Source organism: Streptomyces sp. NPDC037013, assembly GCF_055607265.1.
Genome location: NZ_JBVJRV010000014.1, coordinates 16576 through 36036 on the forward strand (window position 1 = coordinate 16576; position 19461 = coordinate 36036).

The following is a 19461-nucleotide window of genomic DNA, read 5'->3' on the forward strand; positions in this document are numbered from 1 at the left end:
TGGCCCACTCTCCTCATCCCGTGAGTTCGCACCGCGGCTCGGGGCCGCCCGCGAGTGCCGCCTCGGCGCGCACCAACTGCGCCCCGACCTGATCCCGCACCGCGCTCAACTCGCCGATCAGCGCGTCGAGTTCGGTCAGCTTGCGGCGGTACACGGCGAGCGACGCGGGGCACGAGTCACCCTCCGGATGCCCCGAGCGCAGACACTCCACGAAGGGCCTGGTCTCCTCCAGATCGAACCCAAAGTCCTGCAGGGTCCTGATCTGCTCCAGGAGGCGCACGTCGTCCTCGTCGTACGTGCGGTAGCCGTTGCCGGTCCGCCGCGCGGGCAGCAGCCCGCGGGACTCGTAGTAGCGCAACGTCCGCGTGGTCGTCCCCGCGCGCGCCGCGAGCTCGCCGATTCGCATACCCTGACGGTAATCCTTGACGTGGGCGTCAAGGCCAGGGCTTTTCGGGGGCCTCGTCGGCTCAGGTGAAGTCCGGCTGACCGTAGGCCCGCTTGAACTCGTGAAAGCTCTCCACTCCGGCCATCAGGACGACCCCGTCCCACAGCCGCCCGGCGGCCTCACCTCGGGGCGCCGGGGAGACGACGGGCCCGAAGACGGCTCCGGCCCCCTCGACGGAGAGGACGGGCGTCCCGACGTCCTCGCCCACGAGCGCGACGCCCGCCTCGTGCGAGGCCCGCACGGCGGCGTCGTACTCCGTCGTCATCGCCACCGCTTCGAGCTCCGCCGGCAGCCCCGCGCCGGCGAGGGCGGCCGCGGTACCGGCCCAGTCCTGCCGCACGTGAATCTGCTCCCCGAGCGCGTCGAAGTACCGGCCGAGCGCCTGGCTCCCGTACCGCTCACGCACCGCGGCGCAGATCCGGCCGGGCGCCTTCATGTACTCCCCGTACAGCCCCTCCGGATCCTCCGGGTCGACGGCGAGCCCTTCGTTGAGGACGGCCAGGCTCATCACCCGCCACCGCACGTCGACGTCCCGCACCCGCTCCACCTCCCGCAGCCAGCGCGAGGTGATCCACGTGTACGGACACACGGGGTCGAACCAGAAGTCCACACCCACGCGGCCCCGGCCGGGCTCGGAGTTCGTGGTCACGCAACCACCGTACGCCTTGGGAAAGTTGACGCACTCAGGTGACTGGGCTGAGGACCGGAGAACTCCCCCGCTCAAACACCCACCCCCAACGCCGCCCGCAGCCAGTTGTCCGCAGCGCCCGGTGTCTGCACCGGCGGCCCCGACGGCGGGCTCAGGACCTCGGCCGTGAGCTGCCAGTAGCGGTCGATGCGCGCTTCGGCGGCGAGCATGTGGTGCAGGCGGCGGCGGAAGTCGCCGGAGTCGCGCTGGTTGAGTGAGGCGGCGTGGACGGCGACGAAGCAGTCGAGGGCTTCGCCGGGGTGCGGATCGTGGTCGGCGCGGAGTCGCGCCGCGGCCAGTTCGTACGCTTCCGGGAGGCCCTCGTAGAGCACGGCGGGGCGGTAGCCCCTGCCGGGGGCGTGCACTTCGGGGCGGACGTAGTCGGCACGCGCGCGCGGGCCCGAGACGAAGCAGGGGCTGGTGACGAAGTCCTGCAGCCGGGCGAAGGCGAGTACCTGCGCGGGGGTGGGGGCGTCGGGCGGGGCCGGTACCGCCTGGTCGACGACGGCCGCGACCACCCTGGCCGACAGCCGCGCGGGCAGCCAGCACCGCCAGAAGCGGGCGAGCGCGTCCGTGCCGGGCGGGGTGGAGACGGCACCGATCAGGCGGAGCCGCTCGGCGCGTTCCGCGGCGGTGCAGCCGGTCAGGAGTTGCAGGGCCGCCTCGCGCCAGCGCAGGGCGGCCAGGCGCGTACCGATCTCCCGCAGCTGGTCCGCGACGATGTCCTCCAGTTCGTCGTCCTCGTCGAGGACCCGGCTCACGGCGGGGACCGGCAGGTCGAGGGAGCGGAGGGAGCGGATGAGGCGGAGCCGGTCAAGCGCCTCGGGCCCGTAACGCCGGTGGCCGCCACCGCTGCGGGTGGCCTCGGGCAGCAGGCCGCGGTCGGAGTAGAAGCGGACGGTCTTGACCGTGACGCCCGCCCGTTCGGCGAGCTGCCCGATGCTCCACATGTCGTCGTGCGACTTTCCTGCGACCGGGACCTCGCCGGTCGACGTCGACGTCCCACCGGGACCCATTCGACCGGACCCCATCCCGCCGGGTGACGGCGCTTCCGCGGCCGGCGTCCCGGGCTGCGGCGTTCCCTCCGGCCTCACGACTTGAACCTCCCTCAAGGGGAGTTCCTACCGTACCGGCGAACGCGGGCGGTCCCTCGGTCGGGCCGTTCGGATCGCGGCGCAGCAGGAGGAGTGGAGGACTCATGACGACGTTCGTGCTGGTGTCGGGTGGTTACACGGGCGGGTGGCTGTGGCGGGACGTGGCGGCGGGGCTGCGTTCGGCGGGGGCCGAGGTGTACGCAGCCACGCTCACGGGGCTGGGCGACCGGCGCCACCTGGCGGGCCCGGACATCGACCTCGACACCCACATCGAGGACCTCACCCAACTCATCGACCACATCGACGCGTCCGAGGTCGTCCTCGTCGGCTACTGCTACGGCATCTATCCCTCCGCGGGCGCCGCCGACCGGCGCCCGGACCGGATCTCCCGGCTCGTGTACCTGGACTCCCCCATGCCGCAGAACGGTTACTCCATGATCGACCAGGTGCGGGAGCAGATGCCCGCGGGGCCCGCCCGCGACCGTACGCTCGCCCAGCAGGAACGGGCCGAGGACGGCTGGCGGATCCCGGCGCCCACCCCGGCGGAGTGGCGGACCCACGGGAACCTCGCGGGCGTCCCCGACGAGGCGTTCGAACGGCTCGTGCGCCTCGCCTCGCCCGCGCCGGCCGGCCCGTACGCGCAGAAGCTCCGGATCTCGGAGGCGGTCGCCGCGCTGCCGACGACGGGCATCTTCTGCACGGAGGGCGGGACGACGGACATCGCCTCGCTGGAGGCCCTGGTCGCCTCCGGCATGCCCCTCGTGCAGCACCTGGCCGACCCGCGCGCGGCCTTCTTCGAACTGGCCACGGGCCACTGGCCGATGCTCTCCACTCCCGGCGAACTGACCGACGTACTGCTGCGGTCGGCGGCGGGAGAGGGTCACCGACTGGCGGCCGGGTCCGTCGCCGCCGACTTGTCGTAGGTCAGGAACACCGTGCCGCTGTCGAGGAGTACGGCGTCCGTGCGCTCGTACAGCACCGGGTCGAAGGCCGTCTCCCGCGAGAACAGCGGCGTGCCCGAACCGAGCGTCAGCGGGCCCAGTTTGACGACGATCCGGTCGATCTCGTCGCGCAGCACTCCGGCGAGTTCGCCGCCGCCGCACAGCCAGATGTCCTTGCCCTCCTCCCGCTTCAGTTCCCGTACCCGCTCGACCGGGTCGGAGGCGACCAGCTCGATGCCGGGGTCGGGACTCTCGGTGAGGGTGCGGCTGAAGACGAGGTGGCGGAGGTGCGGGTAGCAGTTCGGGAAACCGGCGTCGACGCCGATCATGTACGTCCTGCGGCCCTCGAGGACCGTGTCGAAGTGGGTCCCCTCGGCGGTGACGCCGAGAGCCTCCCTGGCCGGGGCCGGCAGGGTCTCGGGATACGTCTCGACCAGGTGCTGGACGTAGTCCTGGGCGACCGGCCAGAACCCGTCGGGGCCGGTCGGGTCGGAGCCGTCGGGGCCCGCGATGAACCCGTCGAGGCTGACGGCGATGAAGTACACGAGCTTTCGCATGGGGCTCCTTGGGACGGGGCTTAGCACTCCGACTGAAGTGGTCAGACCGTAGTACTCCACCTGGAGTGGTGTCAATGGATGAGCGAAAGCCGAATTGCGGGTGGCCGCGGGTACGCGAAAGCCGGGCCGCCCCAAGGGGACGGCCCGGCTTCCATGGCGTTACGCGCGCGGCGTCGCCTCAGCGCTGCAGCTGCGGCTCCCGTGACGACTCCGCGGACCGGCCCTCGGCGTTCCGCTCCGAGGCGTCCGAGGCGCCCGAGTCGCCGTGGCCCTTGCGCGGCAGCAGTACTGCCACCAGAACCGTTCCGACTCCGAGGATCGCCGCGCCGATCAGGCTCGTGTGGGCCACCGCGTCCGAGAATGCGGAGCCGACCGCGTCGGCCATCTTGCCCGCGCCCTGCGCGAGTTGGTCGGCCTGGCCCTTCAGCTGGGCGGCCTGCTGCTGCGAGCTCGCGTGGGCCGCCTTCTCGGCCACCGCCTGCGCCTTCTCGCCGATGCCCTGCGCCACCGCGTAGCCGGCGCCGACCGAGTCCTGCGCCGTGTCCAGCGTGCCGGCCGGCAGCTTCGTCCCGGAGGCCGCGGCCGCGTCCGCCAGTTTCGACGAGTACGAACTGGCGAGCACCGAGCCGAGGATGGCGATGCCGAGCGAGCCGCCGAGCTCCAGGGAGGTGTCGTTGACGGCGCCGCCGACACCCAGTTCGGACTCGGGGAACGCGCCCATGATGGCGTCGGTGCAGGGCGACAGCGCGAGGCCGATCGCCAGCCCGAGGATGATCAGCGGTGCGACGAAGTCCCCGTACGAGGAACCGGAGTCGACCCGCGTCAGCAGCGCCAGCGCCACCGTGCCCGCGACCATGCCGGCGGACACCGTGATCTTCATGCCGATGCGCGGGGTCAGGAAGCCCGTCAGCGCCGAGCCGACGAAGACCGCGCCGGCGAGCGGCAGCATGCGCACGCCCGTCTCCAGCGGGTTGTAGCCGAGGACGAACTGCAGGTGCTGGGTCAGGTAGTAGAAGGCGCCGAAGACCGCGAGGAAGAAGAGCGCCACCGCGAGGTTCGAGCCGGCGAAGCGGCGGTCGAGGAAGCGGCGGACGTTCAGGATCGGGTGCGGGTGGCGCAGCTCCCAGGCCACGAAGGCGAGCAGGCCCACGCCGGCGACGACGGCCGCCGAGATCGCCTTGGCGTCCCAGCCGAAGTGCGGGCCCTGGATGATCATGTAGACGAGCGCGCCAGTCCAGATGACGGAGAGCAGGCCGCCGACGTAGTCGATCCGGTCGTGGTGTCCGGCCTTGGACGGCGGGATGAGCACGAAGGCGCCGACGATGGCGAGCGCCGCCACCGGCACGTTGATCAGGAAGGTCGACGCCCAGCCGTGGTCCTCCAGGAGCGCGCCTGCGACCAGCGGTCCCGCCGCGATGGCGAGACCCGCGGTGGCGGTCCACAGCACGATCGCCTTGGCCCGCTCGGCCCGCGGGAACGTCGCGGCGAGCAGGGAGAGCGTGGCCGGCATGATCATCGCCGCGCCGAGCCCCATCACCGCGCGGGCGGCGATGACCCCGCCCGAGCTGTCCACCAGCGAGCCGGCGACGGAACCCGCGCCGAAGACGACGAGGCCGAGCACCAGGGCGCCGCGCCGGCTGTACTTGTCGCCGATCGCGCCGAGCAGCAGCATCAGGGCGGCATACGGGACGGTGTAGCCGTCGATGACCCACTGCAGGTCGGAGCTGGTGAGCCCGAGGTCCTTGGTCATGTCGGGCGCGGCGACGGTCAGCGCCGTGTTGGCCATGACGATGATCAGCAGACTCAGGCACAGCACGCCCAGCGCCCACCAGCGGCGCGCGTACGGTCCCTTCATCTCCTCGACCGGTTGCTTCATGAGTAGAGCCACCGAAGCCTCACCCTTCCCTGCTCCAGATACGTTCTGCTTGCCCGGTGGTCTTGCACAGCACTGTGCAATTACACACGACTGTGCAACTTACGCCATTGCACACTGTCGTGCAAAACGGGGCAGAGAACACGTCGCGAACCGAACCGGAGAGAAGGCGGTGAGCCGGCCGGGGGGGAAGGCGGTGAGTCGGTCGGAGGGGAGGCGGCGAGCCGGCCTGAGGGAAGGCGGTAAGCCGGCCGAAGAGAAGGCGACCGGCGTCCTTGTGCGAGCGCCGGACCCCCCGCGCGGGCCCGTGCACAATGGAGCCCATGAGCCGAGCCGACGCCAATCGCCGCCGCATCCTGGAGGTGGCCCTCGCCGAGCTGCTGCGCGATCCGGACGCGTCCATGGACCAGATCGCGCGCGCCGCGGGCGTCGTGCGCCGGACGGTGTACGGGCACTTCCCCAGCCGCGAGGCACTGATCGGCGCGCTCATCGACGGCGCGGTCGAAGCGGTCGCCGCGGCCCACGCCTCCGGGCGGGCGCGGTCGGACGACCCCGCCGAGTCGCTCGCCCACTCGATGGTCGCCGTCTGGGAGATCGCCGACGGCTACCGTCTGCTCGTCGCCCTCGCCCAGCGCAGCGTCGCAATGGAGGGCATCAGACAGCGCCTCGCGCCGGTCCGCGCGGAGTGCGTGAACGTACTCCGACTCGGCCTGGCCCAGGGCTCGTTCACCTCTCCCCTGCCGCCGGCCGCCCTCGCGTACGTCCACGAACAGCAGCTCTTCGGCCTGATGGAGGCCGTCAACGACGGCCTGCTCGACCCGAAGGAAGCGGGCCCGGCCGCGGCGTCGACCGCCCTCCTCTCGGCGGGGGTTCCGGTGGAACGGGCCCAGAAGATCGTCGCCGGGCTCGAGTGACCTGACGCCAGGCCGGCGACCTCAGTCGACCCACAGACGCTCGGGCGGAAAGAGGTCGAGTCCGGTCACCCGGGGACAGCTGTAGAGCTCGACGCGCACACCGTCCAGGCCGGCCAGGGGCGTCAGGTCGAGCGGACCGCACCTCCCGAAGGAAACCTTGGTGAGCCGGGGCAGCTCCGCGAGCGCCGCGATCCCCTCGACCTGGGGGACCTGACCGAGGTACACCTCTTCGAGTTCCCGGTGGACGCCGAGCGCGGACAGGTCAACCCGGGGAATGTCCAGGATCTGCAGCGTGCGCAGCGGGGAGAAGACTCCTGCTGCCAGAAAGCTGCGCCACTGGTGGTCCTCGTTCACGGTCAGCCACTGGAGCGAGGTCAGCGCCTCCAGGCCGGCCAGTCGCATACGGGCCGCATGCCTGAAGAACGCGAGACCGGTGTACCGGTGGAGGAAGGGCAGTTCGTCCAGGGACTCTTCCACCGGGGCGAAGTCGAGCGTCAGATGGCGGAGCGCCGGGAGCTCGGCCAACGGCGCCAGCGGCAGCGGAACCGCCGACGAGTAGAGGTGGAGCTGGCGCAGTGGAAGACCGGCCAGCGAACCGAGATCGGTGACGGACGGGCAGCGGTTGAGGGTCAGCGTCTCCAGGTGCGGCAACCGGCTCAGCCGCGAGACGTCGGCGAGCGAGGAGTTGCCCCAGAACTGCAGGAACTGCAGGCCGGCGCTTTCCAGCACGATCTCCGGAAGACCATGATCACCCAGAAGGCTCAGATGGGTCAGCCCCGGCAGGCGCGGGAGATACGCCAACTCCTCCGTACGGGTCATGGACACGATCTCACCGGGCTGCACGGCGCCTTCAAGGACCGCCTCGAAGTACGCATGGGCATCGAAGTCCCGCCACATGTGACCCAGTGCCGAACGCGTGAGGCGGCCTCGCTCGGCACGGAACCGGGTGATCACCCGCAGCGCCGCCGCTCCCCCGACCAACCCGGCCGTGCGCGCCACCGCCGCGGCCTGCCGATCCGACAGCCCCTCGGGCCCCGGCAGCAGCTCGAGCACCAACTCCCCTGTTTTCGCCAGGGCTTCGGCCTGCTCATTGGTCTGCGGCGGCATCAGCTCCCCGAGGCGATCCTCCACCTCCCGCCGCACGTGCGGGTCCAGCTCCGGCGCGTGTTCGAGGCCGGCCGCCGCCAGCAACACCAGTCGCTCTCGGTGCCGGCGCACCTTGGTGGCGCGGCGCAGCAACTGCCGCAACAGACGCGTACGTTCCGCCACGCGCGCGTGCCCCACCGCCATCCGCACCACGTCGGCCCACTGGTCGTCGTGCGCGTTGCGCACCAGCACGCCGAAGTCGCGGGCCTCGATCGCCGCCTTCGCGCCCAGGTGGTCCTGGAAGGTGCGGTGCACGAACTCGACCGAGCCGGGGACGGGTTCGCGGAGCAGACCGCTGCGGATGAGCAGGTGGGTGAAGATCTGCTCGGTGTCACCCTGAGCGCGCACCTGTGGCATCGCCGCCAGCCACTCGTCCAGCATCGCGAGGACGTCTCCCCGGTCCGCCTCGACCTGCGCATTACGGATCATCCAGTACGCCAGCCGCTGCAGCAGCACGGTCTGCTCCTCGCGCGAGAGGCACACGCCCTCGACGGACGTCACGTCGCGCTCGGCGTCCCGGCGGATGAGCAACAGGTCGAGGGCCGCGTCGTACAACTCCTTGCGGGCGCGTGGCAGATGCATGCGGCGCTCCCGGTTCAGGGCACAAAGGAGCGCGCACATCAGCGGGTTGGTCGCCAGACGGCCCAGGTCGCGCCGGGCCGTCACCGCGTCGGCAAGGCCCGTCTCGTACCGGTCGAGTGCCGCCCGCTCGGCCGGATCCACGCACTCCTGCCGGGCCGCGTCGTGCCAGTGCGCAAGAAAGGCCCGGACCTCCTCGCGCTCCATGGGCAGCAGGTCGAGCGCCGTGAAGCCCTGCCCCACCAGCCAATCCTCCGGCACGGCCGATGGGCGGCTGGTCACCAGATACCGGGCGCAGGGGAAAGCCGTGATGAGTGACTTGATCCAGCTCTCCGTACGGTTGCGGAGCTTGGCCGGCACCTCGTCGACGCCATCCACGAGCACCAGCGCCCGACCGCTGTCCAGCAGGCCCTGCACCCAGCCCTCGGGGGCCCGCAGCGGCACACCGGCCGCGGTCAGGAAGTCCTCCGGCACGGGGAGCCCCTCGGGCAGGTGAAAGGAGCGGAGGCGCAGGACGAACGGCACGCAGCGGTTCCAGCCGGCGAGCTCTGGGCCGAAACCCTGGCGCGCGGCGTTCAGCGCCAGCCACTGCACGAGCGTCGACTTGCCGGAGCCCGCCGAACCGCGCAGCACCAGCCGATCATGTTCCGCCAGTGCCTGCTCCACCCGCAGCGGCGGCCGGTCCGCGCCGCCCGGCGCATCGTCCTCGTCGGTCCGTGGCCCGTGCCGCTGACGGCCCCCGCTGACCGCGAGGCTCAGATATGCGGTATCCAGCGGCCACTCGGCACGCGCCCGCCTTCCCAGGGTGACGCCGAACAGCTCCAGACGGCTGTGGGCCTGTGCGACGAACCGCGTGTAACGCTGCTCGAATTCCAGCGCAGCGGCCTGCGTGGGCTCCGGTTCGCGCAGCAGCGCTCCGGTGCGCCGCGTCTGCTCCACCGCAGCCCGTGCCACGAATGACGGATGGGCCGTCAGCTGTTCGATCACGTGCGCGCAGCACGATTCCAGCAGCTCCGCGTAGAGCTGCCGCGCCCGCTCGGTGAGGCCGGACGCCGGGCGGCGTATCTCGGCCGCCAGCCGCCGCGGATCCAGGTCCAACGCGAACAGGCGGTCCGCGTCCTGCGGTCCGGCCGCCGCGAAGGTGTCCTGTACGGCGGCGACCGCCGCCAGCCGCTCATTCTCCGGCAGCCGCGCGTACGTGTCCTCGATCCGCCCGGCCAGCACCCGGGCCAGCCGCTCCGGTCCCGGCGGCTTCGGCAGCGGGCGCACCCGCGCGGTGACGAGGCCGGCGCCGGGCTGCGGTGTCGCCACCGACTTGGCGAGCGTCGTCAGGACCGTCGCCGCCAGCCGGATCAGTACCGTTTCGAGCCCCTGCATCGCCGCCCCGCCTCCCTTTCCCCCGCTGCCGCCGCCCCGGCGGCCCCGTGTCACCGCGCCGACGGAAGCCTCCCCGCCCTGAGGAAAGGCACACGCCCCCGCGACGACATCGCAGGGGCGTGCGGGGCAGACGTGTACGGGGACATGCGCATGAGGGCGGGGAGGTCGAGCTGGTGTCAGACCTTCACTGCCTCCTTGCCGGCACCCGCCGTACCGCCTGCGTCCTCCATACCGCCCGCGTCCCCCGCGTCCCCGGACACCGCCCCATGACCGTCGTCCACCAACGTCCGCTCGTCGAAGGGGAGTTCGCCCGCCAGGACCCGTGTGACCCGGCCCTTGTCGACCTCCTTGGTCCAGGTGCCGATCAGCAGGGTGGCGACCGCGTTGCCCGCGAAGTTGGTGAGGGCGCGCGCCTCGCTCATGAAGCGGTCGACGCCGATGATCAGGCCGACCCCGTCGACCAGGGCGGGCTTGTGCGACTGGAGGCCGCTCGCGAGGACCGCGATGCCCGAACCGGAGACGCCCGCCGCGCCCTTCGACGCGATCATCATGAAGAGGAGCAGCGAGATCTGCTCGCCGATGCCGAGCGGCTGGTCCATGGCGTCGGCGATGAAGAGCGAGGCCATGGTCAGGTAGATCATGGTGCCGTCGAGGTTGAAGGAGTAGCCGGTCGGGACGGTGATGCCGACGACCGGGCGGCTGACCCCCAGGTGTTCCATCTTCGCGATGAGCCGCGGCAGCGCCGACTCGGAGGAGGAGGTGGAGAGGATGAGCAGGAACTCGCGGCCCAGGTACTTGAGCAGCTTGAAGAGGTTGACGCCGGTCACCAGGCGCACCAGCGTGCCGAGGACGACCACGATGAACAGCGCGCAGGTGATGTAGAACCCGATCATGATCGTGGCGAGTGCCTTGAGCGCGTCCACGCCGGTCTCGCCGATGACGGCGGCCATCGCGCCGAACGCGCCGATCGGGGCCGCCCACATGATCATGCCGAGCACCCGGAAGACCAGCTTCTGGATGTGTTCGACGCCCCGCAGGACAGGTTCGCCGGCGCGGCCCATGGCCTGCAGCGCGAAGCCGACGAGGAGCGCGACGAGCAGCGTCTGGAGGACCTCGCCCTGGGTGAAGGCGGAGACGAGGGTCTTGGGAATGATGCCGAGTGCGAAGGCGACGAGGCCCTTGTCCGCCTCGTCGGCCGCGTCGTGGCCCGCGCCCTTCACGGACTCGGTGAGGTCCATGCCCGAGCCGGGGTGCAGGATGTTGCCGACGACGAGGCCGATGGCGAGGGCGACGACGGACATCGCCATGAAGTAGGCGAGCGCGAGCCCGCCGACCTTGCCCACCTTGGCGGCCTTGCGCACCGAGCCGACGCCGAGAACGATCGTGCAGAAGATGATCGGCGAGATCATCATCTTGATCAGGTTCACGAAGCCGGTGCCGACCGGCTTGAGCTCCTTGGCGAAGTCCGGCCAGATGAAGCCGACGGCGATGCCGAGCAGTACGGCGCCGATGACGGCGAGGTAGAGGTAATGCGTGCGGTCCCGCCTGGCTGCGGGTACCGCGTGTGGGTCGGCCGTGCTGGTCACGGGGCCCTCCTTGAACGACGACGTCGGCGTTGTGGTGCCTGCGGTGCGTGCGGCTCACGTCCCGGGTGATCGGCTCCCGTCCCGGACGCTTCGGTTCCCGTCCCGGGCGATCCCGGTGACTATCTCCCGGTCTGTGAGGGCGGTCACCCTTGCGTTCATTTAGTTCGCGCTTATACGAGCGGGTGTGCGAGGAGGCAGACTGGCAGCATGTCCCGCACCCCTTCGGCCCGCCCGCGCCGGCTGCCGCGCAGCCTGGCGGGCCAGCTCTTCGCGATGCAGATCGTGCTGGTCACGGCGGTGGTCGCCGGGTGCGCCCTCTTCACGTATCTGAGCGACAAGCACCAGGCGGAGGAAGGCGCGCGCCGCCAGGCCACCGCGGCGGCACGGGCCGTCGCGGACTCCCCTTCGGTACGGGAGGCCGTCCACGGCCGCGACCCGTCCGCCGCCCTCCAGCCGTACGCGGCACGGGTGCAGCGGGACACCGGCGTCGACTTCGTCACGATCATGGACCCGGACGGCATCCGCTGGACCCACCCCGTCGAGCGGCGCATCGGCGAACGCTTCCTCGGCCACCGGGCCGCCGCGCTCCGCGGCCGCACCTTCACGGAGACGTACACGGGGACGCTGGGCCCTTCGGTACGGGTGGTCACGCCGATCTGGGACGGGCCCGCGGAAGGGGACGGCCGCATCGTCGGCCTGGTCAGCGCCGGCATCACCATCGAGGAGATCAGCGAGAAGGCCCGCGGCCAGCTCCTCGCGCTGCTCGGCGTCGCGGCGGCGGCGCTCGTGCTGGGCGGCATCGGCACGTACGTCATCAACGCGCGCCTGCGCCGCAGTACGCACGGCATGAACGCCGCCGAGCTGAGCCGGATGCACGACTACCACGAGGCGGCGCTGCACGCGGTCCGCGAGGGGCTGCTGATGCTCGACGGGCAGCGGCGCGTCGCCCTCATCAACGACGGCGGCCGCGAGCTGCTCGGGGTGACGGACGAGCCGGTGATCGGCCGCAACGTCGCCGAGCTCGGGCTCCCCGCCCCGCTGACCGGCGCGCTGCTCGCCGCCGAGCCCCGCGTCGACGAGCTGCATCTGACGGCCGACCGCGTGGTGGTCGTCAACACCTCACCCGTGTCGGGCGGCGAGCGGCGCGGCACGGTGGTCACCCTGCGCGACCACACCGAACTCCAGGCGCTCACCGGCGAACTGGACTCGGAGCGCGGCTTCACGCGGGCGCTGCGCTCGCAGGCGCACGAGGCCGCGAACCGCCTCCACACGGTGGTGTCCCTCATCGAACTCGGCCGCGCGGACGAGGCCGTCGACTTCGCCACCGCCGAACTGGAGCTGGCCCAGGCGCTGACCGACCAGGTGGTGGCGGCCGTCAACGAACCCGTCCTCGCGGCGCTCCTGCTCGGCAAGGCGGCGCAGGCCAACGAGCACGGCGTCGAACTGGTCGTCTCCCACGACAGCAGCATCGACGACGGCATGCTCCCCGAGGCGCTCTCCGCCCGCGACCTCGTCACGGTCCTCGGCAACCTCATCGACAACGCCGTCGACGCGGCGCAGGGCTCCCCGGCCGCGCGGGTCACCGTGACGGCCCGCGCGGACGAGGCGGGCCTCCTCCTCCGCGTCTCGGACACGGGCCCCGGCGTCGACCCCGCGCAGCGCCGGACGGTCTTCGAACGCGGCTGGTCGACGAAGGCGCCGACGGGCCGTGGCCTCGGCCTGGCCCTGGTCCACCAGACGGTCACCCGCAACGCCGGCACGCTGACGGTGCGGGAGTCCCCGGAGGGAGGCGCAGAATTCGAGGTGACGCTGAGGACGGGGGCGGGGGCCACGGCCGCTCCCTCCGCAATGGCTGCCGTGGGCGCCCCCGCCACGGCCGCTCCCGCTCCCGCTGTGGGCAGGCGTTCCGCAGGGCGGAACGGGTGGGCACAGCCCCCGGTGCCGGGCGCGTATGACGGGGGCGTCGAGGAGGACGCGGTGGGCCGCGCCCCGGGTGGCAGAAGCGACGAGGGAGGCGTCCAGTGATCCGCGTACTCGTCGTCGAAGACGACCCCGTCGCGGCCGACGCCCACGTGCTCTACGTCAACCGCGTCCCCGGCTTCGAGGCCATCGACCGCCCCGCCCACTCCGCCGCCGAGGCCCGCCGCGTCCTCGACCGCACCCCCGTCGACCTGATCCTCCTCGACCTGCACCTCCCCGACGGCCACGGTCTGCAGCTGGCCCGTTCGCTGCGCGCGGCGGGACATCCGACGGACGTGATCGCGGTGACCTCCGCCCGTGACCTGGCCGTCGTCCGCGAGGGCGTCTCCCTCGGCGTCGTCCAGTACGTCCTGAAGCCCTTCACCTTCGCCACCCTCCGCGACCGCCTCACCCGTTACGCGGAGTTCCGCACCGCCGCCGCGGAGGGCGAGGCCACCGGTCAGGACGAGGTGGACCGCGCTCTCGCCACGCTGCGCGCGCCGGGCCCCGCCGCCCTGCCGAAGGGGCTCAGCGGCCCCACCCTCGAACGGGTCATCCGCACCCTGCGCGACGCCCCCGAAGGGCTGACCGCGACGGCCGCCGCCCGGTCGGCGGGCCTGTCCCGCATCACCGCGCGCCGCTATCTGGAGCATCTGGTCGACACGGCCCGCGCGGCCCGCAGCCCGCAGTACGGCCATGTGGGCCGCCCCGAACTGGTCTACCGCTGGCTCACCGCCGCCGACTGACGGGCGGGCCCCGGGCACTTGTCGCGCGGCGCCCCTTCCCACCCCGGCCGCCTCACCAACGTAACCCCGATAACAACGTTGTCACGTTGATGACAAGCATCAATTCACAGCCCCCGCAGGGGCATTGACCTTGCTCCGAGCCCGCCCGTACGTTCACCGGGCAACCCGTGTTGCGCCCCGCTGCACCCCGTCGCACCCGCGTGGCGACTTAAGCCGCGTCGGCCAGTAGGAGGTCGTGCCCGTGCGCCCCACCACCACACCGCTGCTCCTCGCCGCCTCCGCCCTGCTCGCCGCCGGCACCCTCACCGCGTGCGGCGGCGGCTCCGGCGACGACCCCGACACCGTGAAGATCTCCTTCAAGCAGTCCACGGACAACCAGATCAAGGTCATGGACACCTACCTGGAAGGCATCAAGAAGCAGTTCGAGAAGGAGAATCCCGGCAAGAAGGTGAAGCTGGTGCCGATCAAGGCGCCGGATTCCGAGTACTACACCAAGCTGCAGCAGATGATGCGCTCCCCGAAGACCGCGCCCGACCTGGTCTACGAGGACACCTTCCTCATCAACTCCGACATCACCAGCGGGTACTTGAAGCCGCTCGATCCCTACCTGAAGAAGTGGAAGGACTGGGATCAGTTCATCGACACGGCCAGGACGGCGGCGAAGGCTGGCGACGGCAAGACGTACGGCGTGCCCGACGGGACGGACACCCGCGGCCTCTGGTTCGACAAGGCGATCTTCGAGAAGGCGGGGCTGCCCGCGGACTGGCGGCCGAAGACCTGGGACGAGGTCCTCGACGCGGCGCGCACGGTGAAGAAGAAGGTCCCGGGCGTCACCCCCCTCAACGTCTACACCGGCAAGCCGGCGGGCGAGGCCGCGACGATGCAGGGCTTCGAGATGCTCGCGTACGGCACGGGCGAGAACCCGCTCTACGACCCGAAGGCGAAGAAGTGGGTCACGGGCGGCACCGGCTTCAAGGACTCCCTGAAGTTCGTGGAGACCGTGTACAAGGAGAAGCTCGGCCCTGACGTCTCCGACGCCCTCGACCCCAACTTCGCCACCCGGGTCCGCGGTGAGCTGCTGCCCGAGGGCAAGCTGGCGATCGACCTCGACGGCTCGTGGCTGCCGCAGGACTGGGGCAAGGGCGCCGGACACGAGTGGCCCGAGTGGTCGAAGAAGCTGGGCCTCGCGGCCATGCCGACCCAGCACGGCCAGGCTCCCGGGAAGGTGAGCATGTCCGGCGGCTGGACCTGGTCGATCCCGGCCAAGGCCGACAACCCCGACCTGGCGTTCAAGTTCATCGAGACGATGCAGACGAAGGCCAACGCCAAGAAGTGGTACATCGCCAACTCGGGCATCGCGGTCCGCAAGGACGTCGCGGCCGACCCCTCGTACGTGAAGGCGCAGCCCGGCATCAAGTTCTTCACGGACCTGGTCTCCGTCACGCACTACCGGCCCGCCTTCCCCGCGTACCCGAAGGTCTCCACGGCGATCCAGGAGGCGATGGAGACGGTGACGACGGGCGACGGCTCGGTCGAGGAAGCGGCGAAGGGATACGACGAGGAGGTCGAGTCGGCGACGGACGGCGAGGTCGTCCACCAGTAGCGCCACGGGTACGCCCGTAACCGCCGCGACCGGAGAGTGGATCAGAGAGTGAGTGCCCGTACGTGACCACCGCATCCCCCGCGGGCCCCGGCGGCGTCGCCAAGACGCCGCCCGGCCGCCCGCCCGCCGCCTCTGCCCCACCGGGCCCCCGCGCCCGCGCCCGCCGGGGCCTGCTGCGGGCCCTGCCCGTCTCCCCCGCCGTCGTCCTGCTGGTCCTCTTCCTCGCGGGCCCGATCGGCTACTGCGCCTACATCGCCTTCACCGACCTCCAGCTCACCGGCCAGGCCGAGTCGAGCTTCGTGGGGTTCGACAACTTCCGCGAGGCGTTCGGCGACGAGCGGTTCCTCAACGCGGTCTGGCTGACCCTCGTCTTCACTGTCCTCTCGTCCCTCATCGGCCAGAACACCCTCGGCCTCGCCCTCGCCTCCCTCATGCAGCGCGCCTCCAAGCCGGTCCGCACCCTCACGGGCGCGATCGTGGTGACGGCGTGGGTGCTGCCCGAGGTCGTCGCGGGCTTCCTGCTGTACGCGTTCTTCCGCCGCGAGGGCACCCTGAACGCGGTGCTCGACTTCCTCCATCTGCCGTCCCAGAACTGGATGTTCACGCTGCCGATCCTCGCGGTGTCGTTCGCGAACGTCTGGCGTGGCACGGCCTTCTCGATGCTCGTCTACTCCGCCGCCCTCAACGAGATCCCCAAGGAGATCACCGAGGCGGCCGAGGTCGACGGTGCGGGCGGCTGGCGCCGCATGTGGCACATCACGCTGCCGATGATCCGCCGCTCGATCGGCACCAACCTCATGCTCAACACTCTGCAGACGCTCTCCGTCTTCGGCCTGATCTGGGTGATGACGCGCGGCGGCCCGGGAAACGACAGCCAGACGCTGCCGCTCTTCATGTACGAGCAGGCCTTCCAGAAGAGCATGATCGGCTACGGCACGGCCGTGGCGCTGCTCCTGCTCCTGGTCGGTTCGCTCTTCTCCCTCGTCTACATGCGCCTGCTGCGTACGGAGGTCTGAGTGCCCGCCACCGAGACGGCCCAGCGCAACAGGCCCCCGCGCACGCTCCGTTCGCGCCGCACCAAGCACCGGCTCGCCGCCGACGCGGGGCTGCTGGTCGTGGCGGCGGCCTTCGTCCTCCCGCTCGCCTGGGTGGTGCTGTCCTCCTTCGACCCGAAGGCGGACCTGAGGGTGCGGGTCCCGGGCGGCCTCACCCTCGACAACTACGACCAGGTCCTCACCCCCGAGATCACCTTCACCCCGCTCCTCAACAGCCTGCTCCTGTGCGGCGGCGGCACCCTGCTCACGGTGGTCTGCGCGGCCCTCGCCGCGTATCCGCTCTCCCGCTACCGCTCCCGCCTGAACCGCCCGTTCATGCTCACGATCCTCTTCGCGACGAGCCTGCCGATCACGGCGATCATGGTCCCGGTGTACGCGCTGTTCGTGCAGGTCGACCTGATCGACACGATGCAGGGCACGATCTTCTTCTTCGCCGCCTCCCAACTCCCCTTCGCCATCTGGCTGATGAAGAACTTCATGGACGGCGTGCCGAAGGAGCTCGAGGAGGCGGCGTGGACGGACGGCGCGTCCTCCTTCCAGTCCCTGATCCGCATCGTGCTGCCGCTGATGGGTCCCGGCGTGGCGGTGGTGACGGTCTTCTCGTTCGTCATGATGTGGGGCAACTTCTTCGTCCCCTTCATGCTCCTGCTCACCCCGGAACAGATGCCGGCGTCGGTCAGCATCAACGATTTCTTCGGCAACAAAGGGACGGTGGTCTACGGCCAGCTCGCCGCGTTCTCGATCCTCTACTCGACCCCGGTGATCCTGTTGTACGTGCTGGTCTCGCGGAAGCTGGGCGGAGGGTTCGCGCTGGGCGGCGCGGTGAAGGGCTGAAAGTCGACTTGCCCGGGGAGCCGTCCGCCGGACACAGAACTGTGACATGAATTCGCGGCGATACGTCCCGGGCGCCCCTTTCGTGGGCACACATCTCCCTGGCAACGGGCCCGCGCCCGCATTAGCGTGCTGAGCCCGCACCACCTCCCCACCCGCCAGGAGCCGACAGTGAACCGCCCCTTCCGCCTCGCGACGGCCGCGCTCACCGCGTCCGCGGCCCTGCTCCTGACGTCCTGCGGCAGCGGCGACGGCACGTCCAAGGGCGACGACAAGATCGCCGGTGCGGACCAGGGCGGCGAGAAGTCGCCGTCGCCGAAGAAGCCCGCGGGGCCCGTGGCGGACCGGCCGAAGATCGAGCTGCCGTCGGACCTGACGTACGACTTCGCGTGGTCCAGGACCGGGGACAAGACGAAGGACGCGGTACTGGCCGACACCGAGCGGTACCTGAAGGCCGTCGACATGGCCATCGCCGAGCAGAAGCCGCTGCACGAGGCCTACCGCTTCTACGCGGAGGGCGAGGCCGCCGCCGGGAGCCAGAAGTTCATCGAAGAGTACGTCAAGTACAAGGACCGGATCACCGGCGTCAAGCGGTACTACAACGCGCGCGTCGACGTGACGGGCGGCAGGACGGCGGGGCTCGTCTACTGCGAGGACCAGCGCAAGGCGTTCAACAAGAGCCTCAAGACGGGCAGGACCGCCGAGGCCGGCGCACCGTCCAAGGACGACTTCGTCCTGTACAGCAGCCGGCTGCACATGAACGACAAGGGCGTCTGGATCACCGAGACGACCACATCCGACCGGGGGAACGACACATGCCAGCCATGAGGAAAAAGCCACTCATAGCCGCCGCCGGGGCCGTCGCGGTGGCCGCGGCGCTGCTCATGCCGGGGGCCGCGTCGGCGCGGACCGGCCACGGCGGCACCACGAACGGCGACGCCCAGGGCCCCACCGAGGCCGGCGGCGACGGCTCACTGACCGCCACCGCGGGCGGCATCAGCTACGACGAGTCCAAGAACGGTTCGGGCCCCAGGTCCGGCACGATCGCCCCGACCGGCGACTACAGCCCGCCGCCCTGCTGGTACGGGCCCGCCTATACGCCCGCCGAGTTCAAGAAGGAGCGGGAGGCGGTCTGGGCGGTGGACTCCACGGGCGCCACCTGGGACCAGGAACAGCGCAAGCGCTACGTCGAGGGCGAGCCGTACAAGAACTTCAACCTCGACAAGGCCGGCAAGGGCTACTGGTGGACGTCGTACCCCAACAAGACGTACCCGCCGGGCTGGGACAAGTGCAACGAGGACACCTTCTGGGTCGACGAGAACGAGCCGCCGCCGCCCGGCATCCCGGCCATCGACCCGGAGATCCTCGCCAAGCTCGCCTACGCCAGGATCCGCGTCCCCGGCACCGAGGTGAAGCTGGCACCCGCCGCGGCGACCAAGGTGAACCTCCCCACCTGGGCGTGGCTGGACGGCGCGGAGTTCAAGCCGGTGTCGGTCACGGCCAGGGTCGACGTCCTGGGCATCGAGGCGACGACGACCGCCGAACCGGTCTCCCTGAAGATCGACCCCGGCACCCCGGACGCCGAGACGTACCCCGCGAACGGCGTCTGCGACCTCGTAGGCAAGAACATCGGCACGCCCTACGCGAAGGGCAAGGCGAAGGAGACCCCGCCCTGCGGCGTGAAGTACCTGCGCTCCTCGGGCGACGACTCGTACCCGCTGAAGGCGACGGTCACATGGAAGATCCACTGGACGGGCACGGGCGTCAACGACGAACAGCGGCTCCCTGACGGGGAGTTCGGCGCGGAACAGGACGTGGTGGTGGAGGAGGTACAGTCCGTCAACCGGTAGGGGGTTGGGGGTGCCCTCGCTCCCTCACGCCACCTTCACGAGCACTCACTTCTTCGCTAACTTCCTTTGGGGTCGGGGTTGTTGGGGGTGTTGGTGATGCGGGGGAAGTCCTATGGGGGGTCACCGTCCGTCGGACTGGCATGTCCTGGATCTGGAGAAGGATCCGACGCCGGGTGATCCGCACCGGGTGCGGTCGTTGGCGAAGAATCTGCATGAT

Annotated in this window: 16 protein-coding genes; 9 read left to right on the forward strand and 7 right to left on the reverse strand. The window is 70.9% G+C overall.

Annotation, left to right across the window (positions count from 1 at the left end; all coding sequences use genetic code 11):
- Positions 1 to 13: 13 nt before the first annotated feature.
- The 3 genes from ACZ7DY_RS36415 to ACZ7DY_RS36425 form a co-directional block, all read right to left on the reverse strand.
- Positions 14 to 406 carry a MerR family transcriptional regulator gene (locus tag ACZ7DY_RS36415; RefSeq protein ID WP_471143523.1) on the reverse strand — a complete coding sequence of 131 codons (393 nt, stop codon included), beginning with the start codon at positions 404 to 406 and terminating at the stop codon, positions 14 to 16.
- A gap of 61 nt (positions 407 to 467) precedes the next feature.
- Positions 468 to 1094 carry a mycothiol-dependent nitroreductase Rv2466c family protein gene (locus ACZ7DY_RS36420; RefSeq protein WP_471143526.1) on the reverse strand — a complete coding sequence of 209 codons (627 nt, stop codon included), beginning with the start codon at positions 1092 to 1094 and terminating at the stop codon, positions 468 to 470.
- 71 nt (positions 1095 to 1165) lie between these two features.
- Positions 1166 to 2149 (reverse strand): helix-turn-helix domain-containing protein, encoded by a 984-nt coding sequence (locus ACZ7DY_RS36425; RefSeq protein WP_471143528.1) that lies wholly within the window; start codon positions 2147 to 2149, stop codon positions 1166 to 1168.
- 182 nt (positions 2150 to 2331) lie between these two features.
- Here ACZ7DY_RS36425 and ACZ7DY_RS36430 point away from each other — a divergent pair, with 182 nt between their 5' ends.
- Entirely contained in the window at positions 2332 to 3150 is an 819-nt protein-coding gene (locus ACZ7DY_RS36430) for an alpha/beta fold hydrolase (protein ID WP_471143531.1), read from the forward strand.
- Here the strand turns inward: ACZ7DY_RS36430 and ACZ7DY_RS36435 are convergent.
- Both ACZ7DY_RS36435 and ACZ7DY_RS36440 read right to left on the reverse strand, forming a co-directional pair.
- Positions 3108 to 3725, reverse strand: coding sequence for a dihydrofolate reductase family protein (locus ACZ7DY_RS36435; RefSeq protein WP_471143533.1), 618 nt, complete (start codon positions 3723 to 3725; stop codon positions 3108 to 3110). The genes ACZ7DY_RS36430 and ACZ7DY_RS36435 overlap by 43 nt on opposite strands.
- A 178-nt stretch (positions 3726 to 3903) precedes the next feature.
- Positions 3904 to 5601, reverse strand: coding sequence for an MFS transporter (locus ACZ7DY_RS36440; protein ID WP_471143535.1), 1698 nt, complete (start codon positions 5599 to 5601; stop codon positions 3904 to 3906).
- Between the two features lie 320 nt (positions 5602 to 5921).
- Here ACZ7DY_RS36440 and ACZ7DY_RS36445 point away from each other — a divergent pair, with 320 nt between their 5' ends.
- Complete coding sequence (locus tag ACZ7DY_RS36445) at positions 5922 to 6512, forward strand: TetR/AcrR family transcriptional regulator (protein ID WP_471143537.1); 591 nt, start codon at positions 5922 to 5924, stop codon at positions 6510 to 6512.
- A 21-nt stretch (positions 6513 to 6533) separates the two neighbouring features.
- On the opposite strand, the gene ACZ7DY_RS36450 is transcribed toward ACZ7DY_RS36445, so the two are convergent.
- Positions 6534 to 9614, reverse strand: a complete 3081-nt coding sequence (locus ACZ7DY_RS36450; RefSeq protein ID WP_471143540.1) for an NACHT domain-containing protein — start codon at positions 9612 to 9614, stop codon at positions 6534 to 6536.
- 176 nt (positions 9615 to 9790) lie between these two features.
- Positions 9791 to 11200, reverse strand: coding sequence for a cation:dicarboxylate symporter family transporter (locus tag ACZ7DY_RS36455; RefSeq protein ID WP_471143543.1), 1410 nt, complete (start codon positions 11198 to 11200; stop codon positions 9791 to 9793).
- A gap of 207 nt (positions 11201 to 11407) precedes the next feature.
- Between ACZ7DY_RS36455 and ACZ7DY_RS36460 the strand changes: the two genes are divergently transcribed.
- From ACZ7DY_RS36460 to ACZ7DY_RS36490, 7 genes are all read left to right on the forward strand, one after another.
- Positions 11408 to 13225 (forward strand): sensor histidine kinase, encoded by a 1818-nt coding sequence (locus ACZ7DY_RS36460; RefSeq protein ID WP_471143545.1) that lies wholly within the window; start codon positions 11408 to 11410, stop codon positions 13223 to 13225.
- On the forward strand, positions 13222 to 13905 hold the full coding sequence (locus ACZ7DY_RS36465; RefSeq protein ID WP_471143547.1) for a response regulator: 684 nt from the start codon (positions 13222 to 13224) through the stop codon (positions 13903 to 13905). The genes ACZ7DY_RS36460 and ACZ7DY_RS36465 overlap by 4 nt, the downstream gene beginning before the upstream one ends.
- 235 nt (positions 13906 to 14140) lie before the next feature.
- Positions 14141 to 15508: an extracellular solute-binding protein gene (locus ACZ7DY_RS36470; RefSeq protein ID WP_471143550.1), complete on the forward strand. Its 1368-nt coding sequence runs from the start codon at positions 14141 to 14143 to the stop codon at positions 15506 to 15508.
- Positions 15509 to 15570: 62 nt separating this feature from the next.
- Positions 15571 to 16524, forward strand: coding sequence for a carbohydrate ABC transporter permease (locus tag ACZ7DY_RS36475; protein WP_471143552.1), 954 nt, complete (start codon positions 15571 to 15573; stop codon positions 16522 to 16524).
- On the forward strand, positions 16525 to 17397 hold the full coding sequence (locus tag ACZ7DY_RS36480; RefSeq protein ID WP_471143553.1) for a carbohydrate ABC transporter permease: 873 nt from the start codon (positions 16525 to 16527) through the stop codon (positions 17395 to 17397).
- A 168-nt stretch (positions 17398 to 17565) separates the two neighbouring features.
- Positions 17566 to 18222: a hypothetical protein gene (locus tag ACZ7DY_RS36485; protein WP_471143555.1), complete on the forward strand. Its 657-nt coding sequence runs from the start codon at positions 17566 to 17568 to the stop codon at positions 18220 to 18222.
- Complete coding sequence (locus ACZ7DY_RS36490) at positions 18210 to 19244, forward strand: hypothetical protein (protein ID WP_471143558.1); 1035 nt, start codon at positions 18210 to 18212, stop codon at positions 19242 to 19244. Before ACZ7DY_RS36485 ends, ACZ7DY_RS36490 begins: the two co-directional genes overlap by 13 nt.
- Positions 19245 to 19461: the final 217 nt, after the last annotated feature.

What these genes read in the sequence shown, in the direction of transcription:
- ACZ7DY_RS36445 (WP_471143537.1), top strand. Translation starts at nt 5,922, where the DNA reads ATGAGCCGAGCCGACGCCAATCGCCGCCGCATCCTGGAGGTGGCCCTC.
- ACZ7DY_RS36450 (WP_471143540.1), bottom strand. Translation starts at nt 9,614, where the DNA reads ATGCAGGGGCTCGAAACGGTACTGATCCGGCTGGCGGCGACGGTCCTG.
- ACZ7DY_RS36425 (WP_471143528.1), bottom strand. Translation starts at nt 2,149, where the DNA reads ATGGGTCCCGGTGGGACGTCGACGTCGACCGGCGAGGTCCCGGTCGCA.
- ACZ7DY_RS36440 (WP_471143535.1), bottom strand. Translation starts at nt 5,601, where the DNA reads ATGAAGCAACCGGTCGAGGAGATGAAGGGACCGTACGCGCGCCGCTGG.
- ACZ7DY_RS36460 (WP_471143545.1), top strand. Translation starts at nt 11,408, where the DNA reads ATGTCCCGCACCCCTTCGGCCCGCCCGCGCCGGCTGCCGCGCAGCCTG.
- ACZ7DY_RS36435 (WP_471143533.1), bottom strand. Translation starts at nt 3,725, where the DNA reads ATGCGAAAGCTCGTGTACTTCATCGCCGTCAGCCTCGACGGGTTCATC.
- ACZ7DY_RS36490 (WP_471143558.1), top strand. Translation starts at nt 18,210, where the DNA reads ATGCCAGCCATGAGGAAAAAGCCACTCATAGCCGCCGCCGGGGCCGTC.
- ACZ7DY_RS36430 (WP_471143531.1), top strand. Translation starts at nt 2,332, where the DNA reads ATGACGACGTTCGTGCTGGTGTCGGGTGGTTACACGGGCGGGTGGCTG.
- ACZ7DY_RS36415 (WP_471143523.1), bottom strand. Translation starts at nt 406, where the DNA reads ATGCGAATCGGCGAGCTCGCGGCGCGCGCGGGGACGACCACGCGGACG.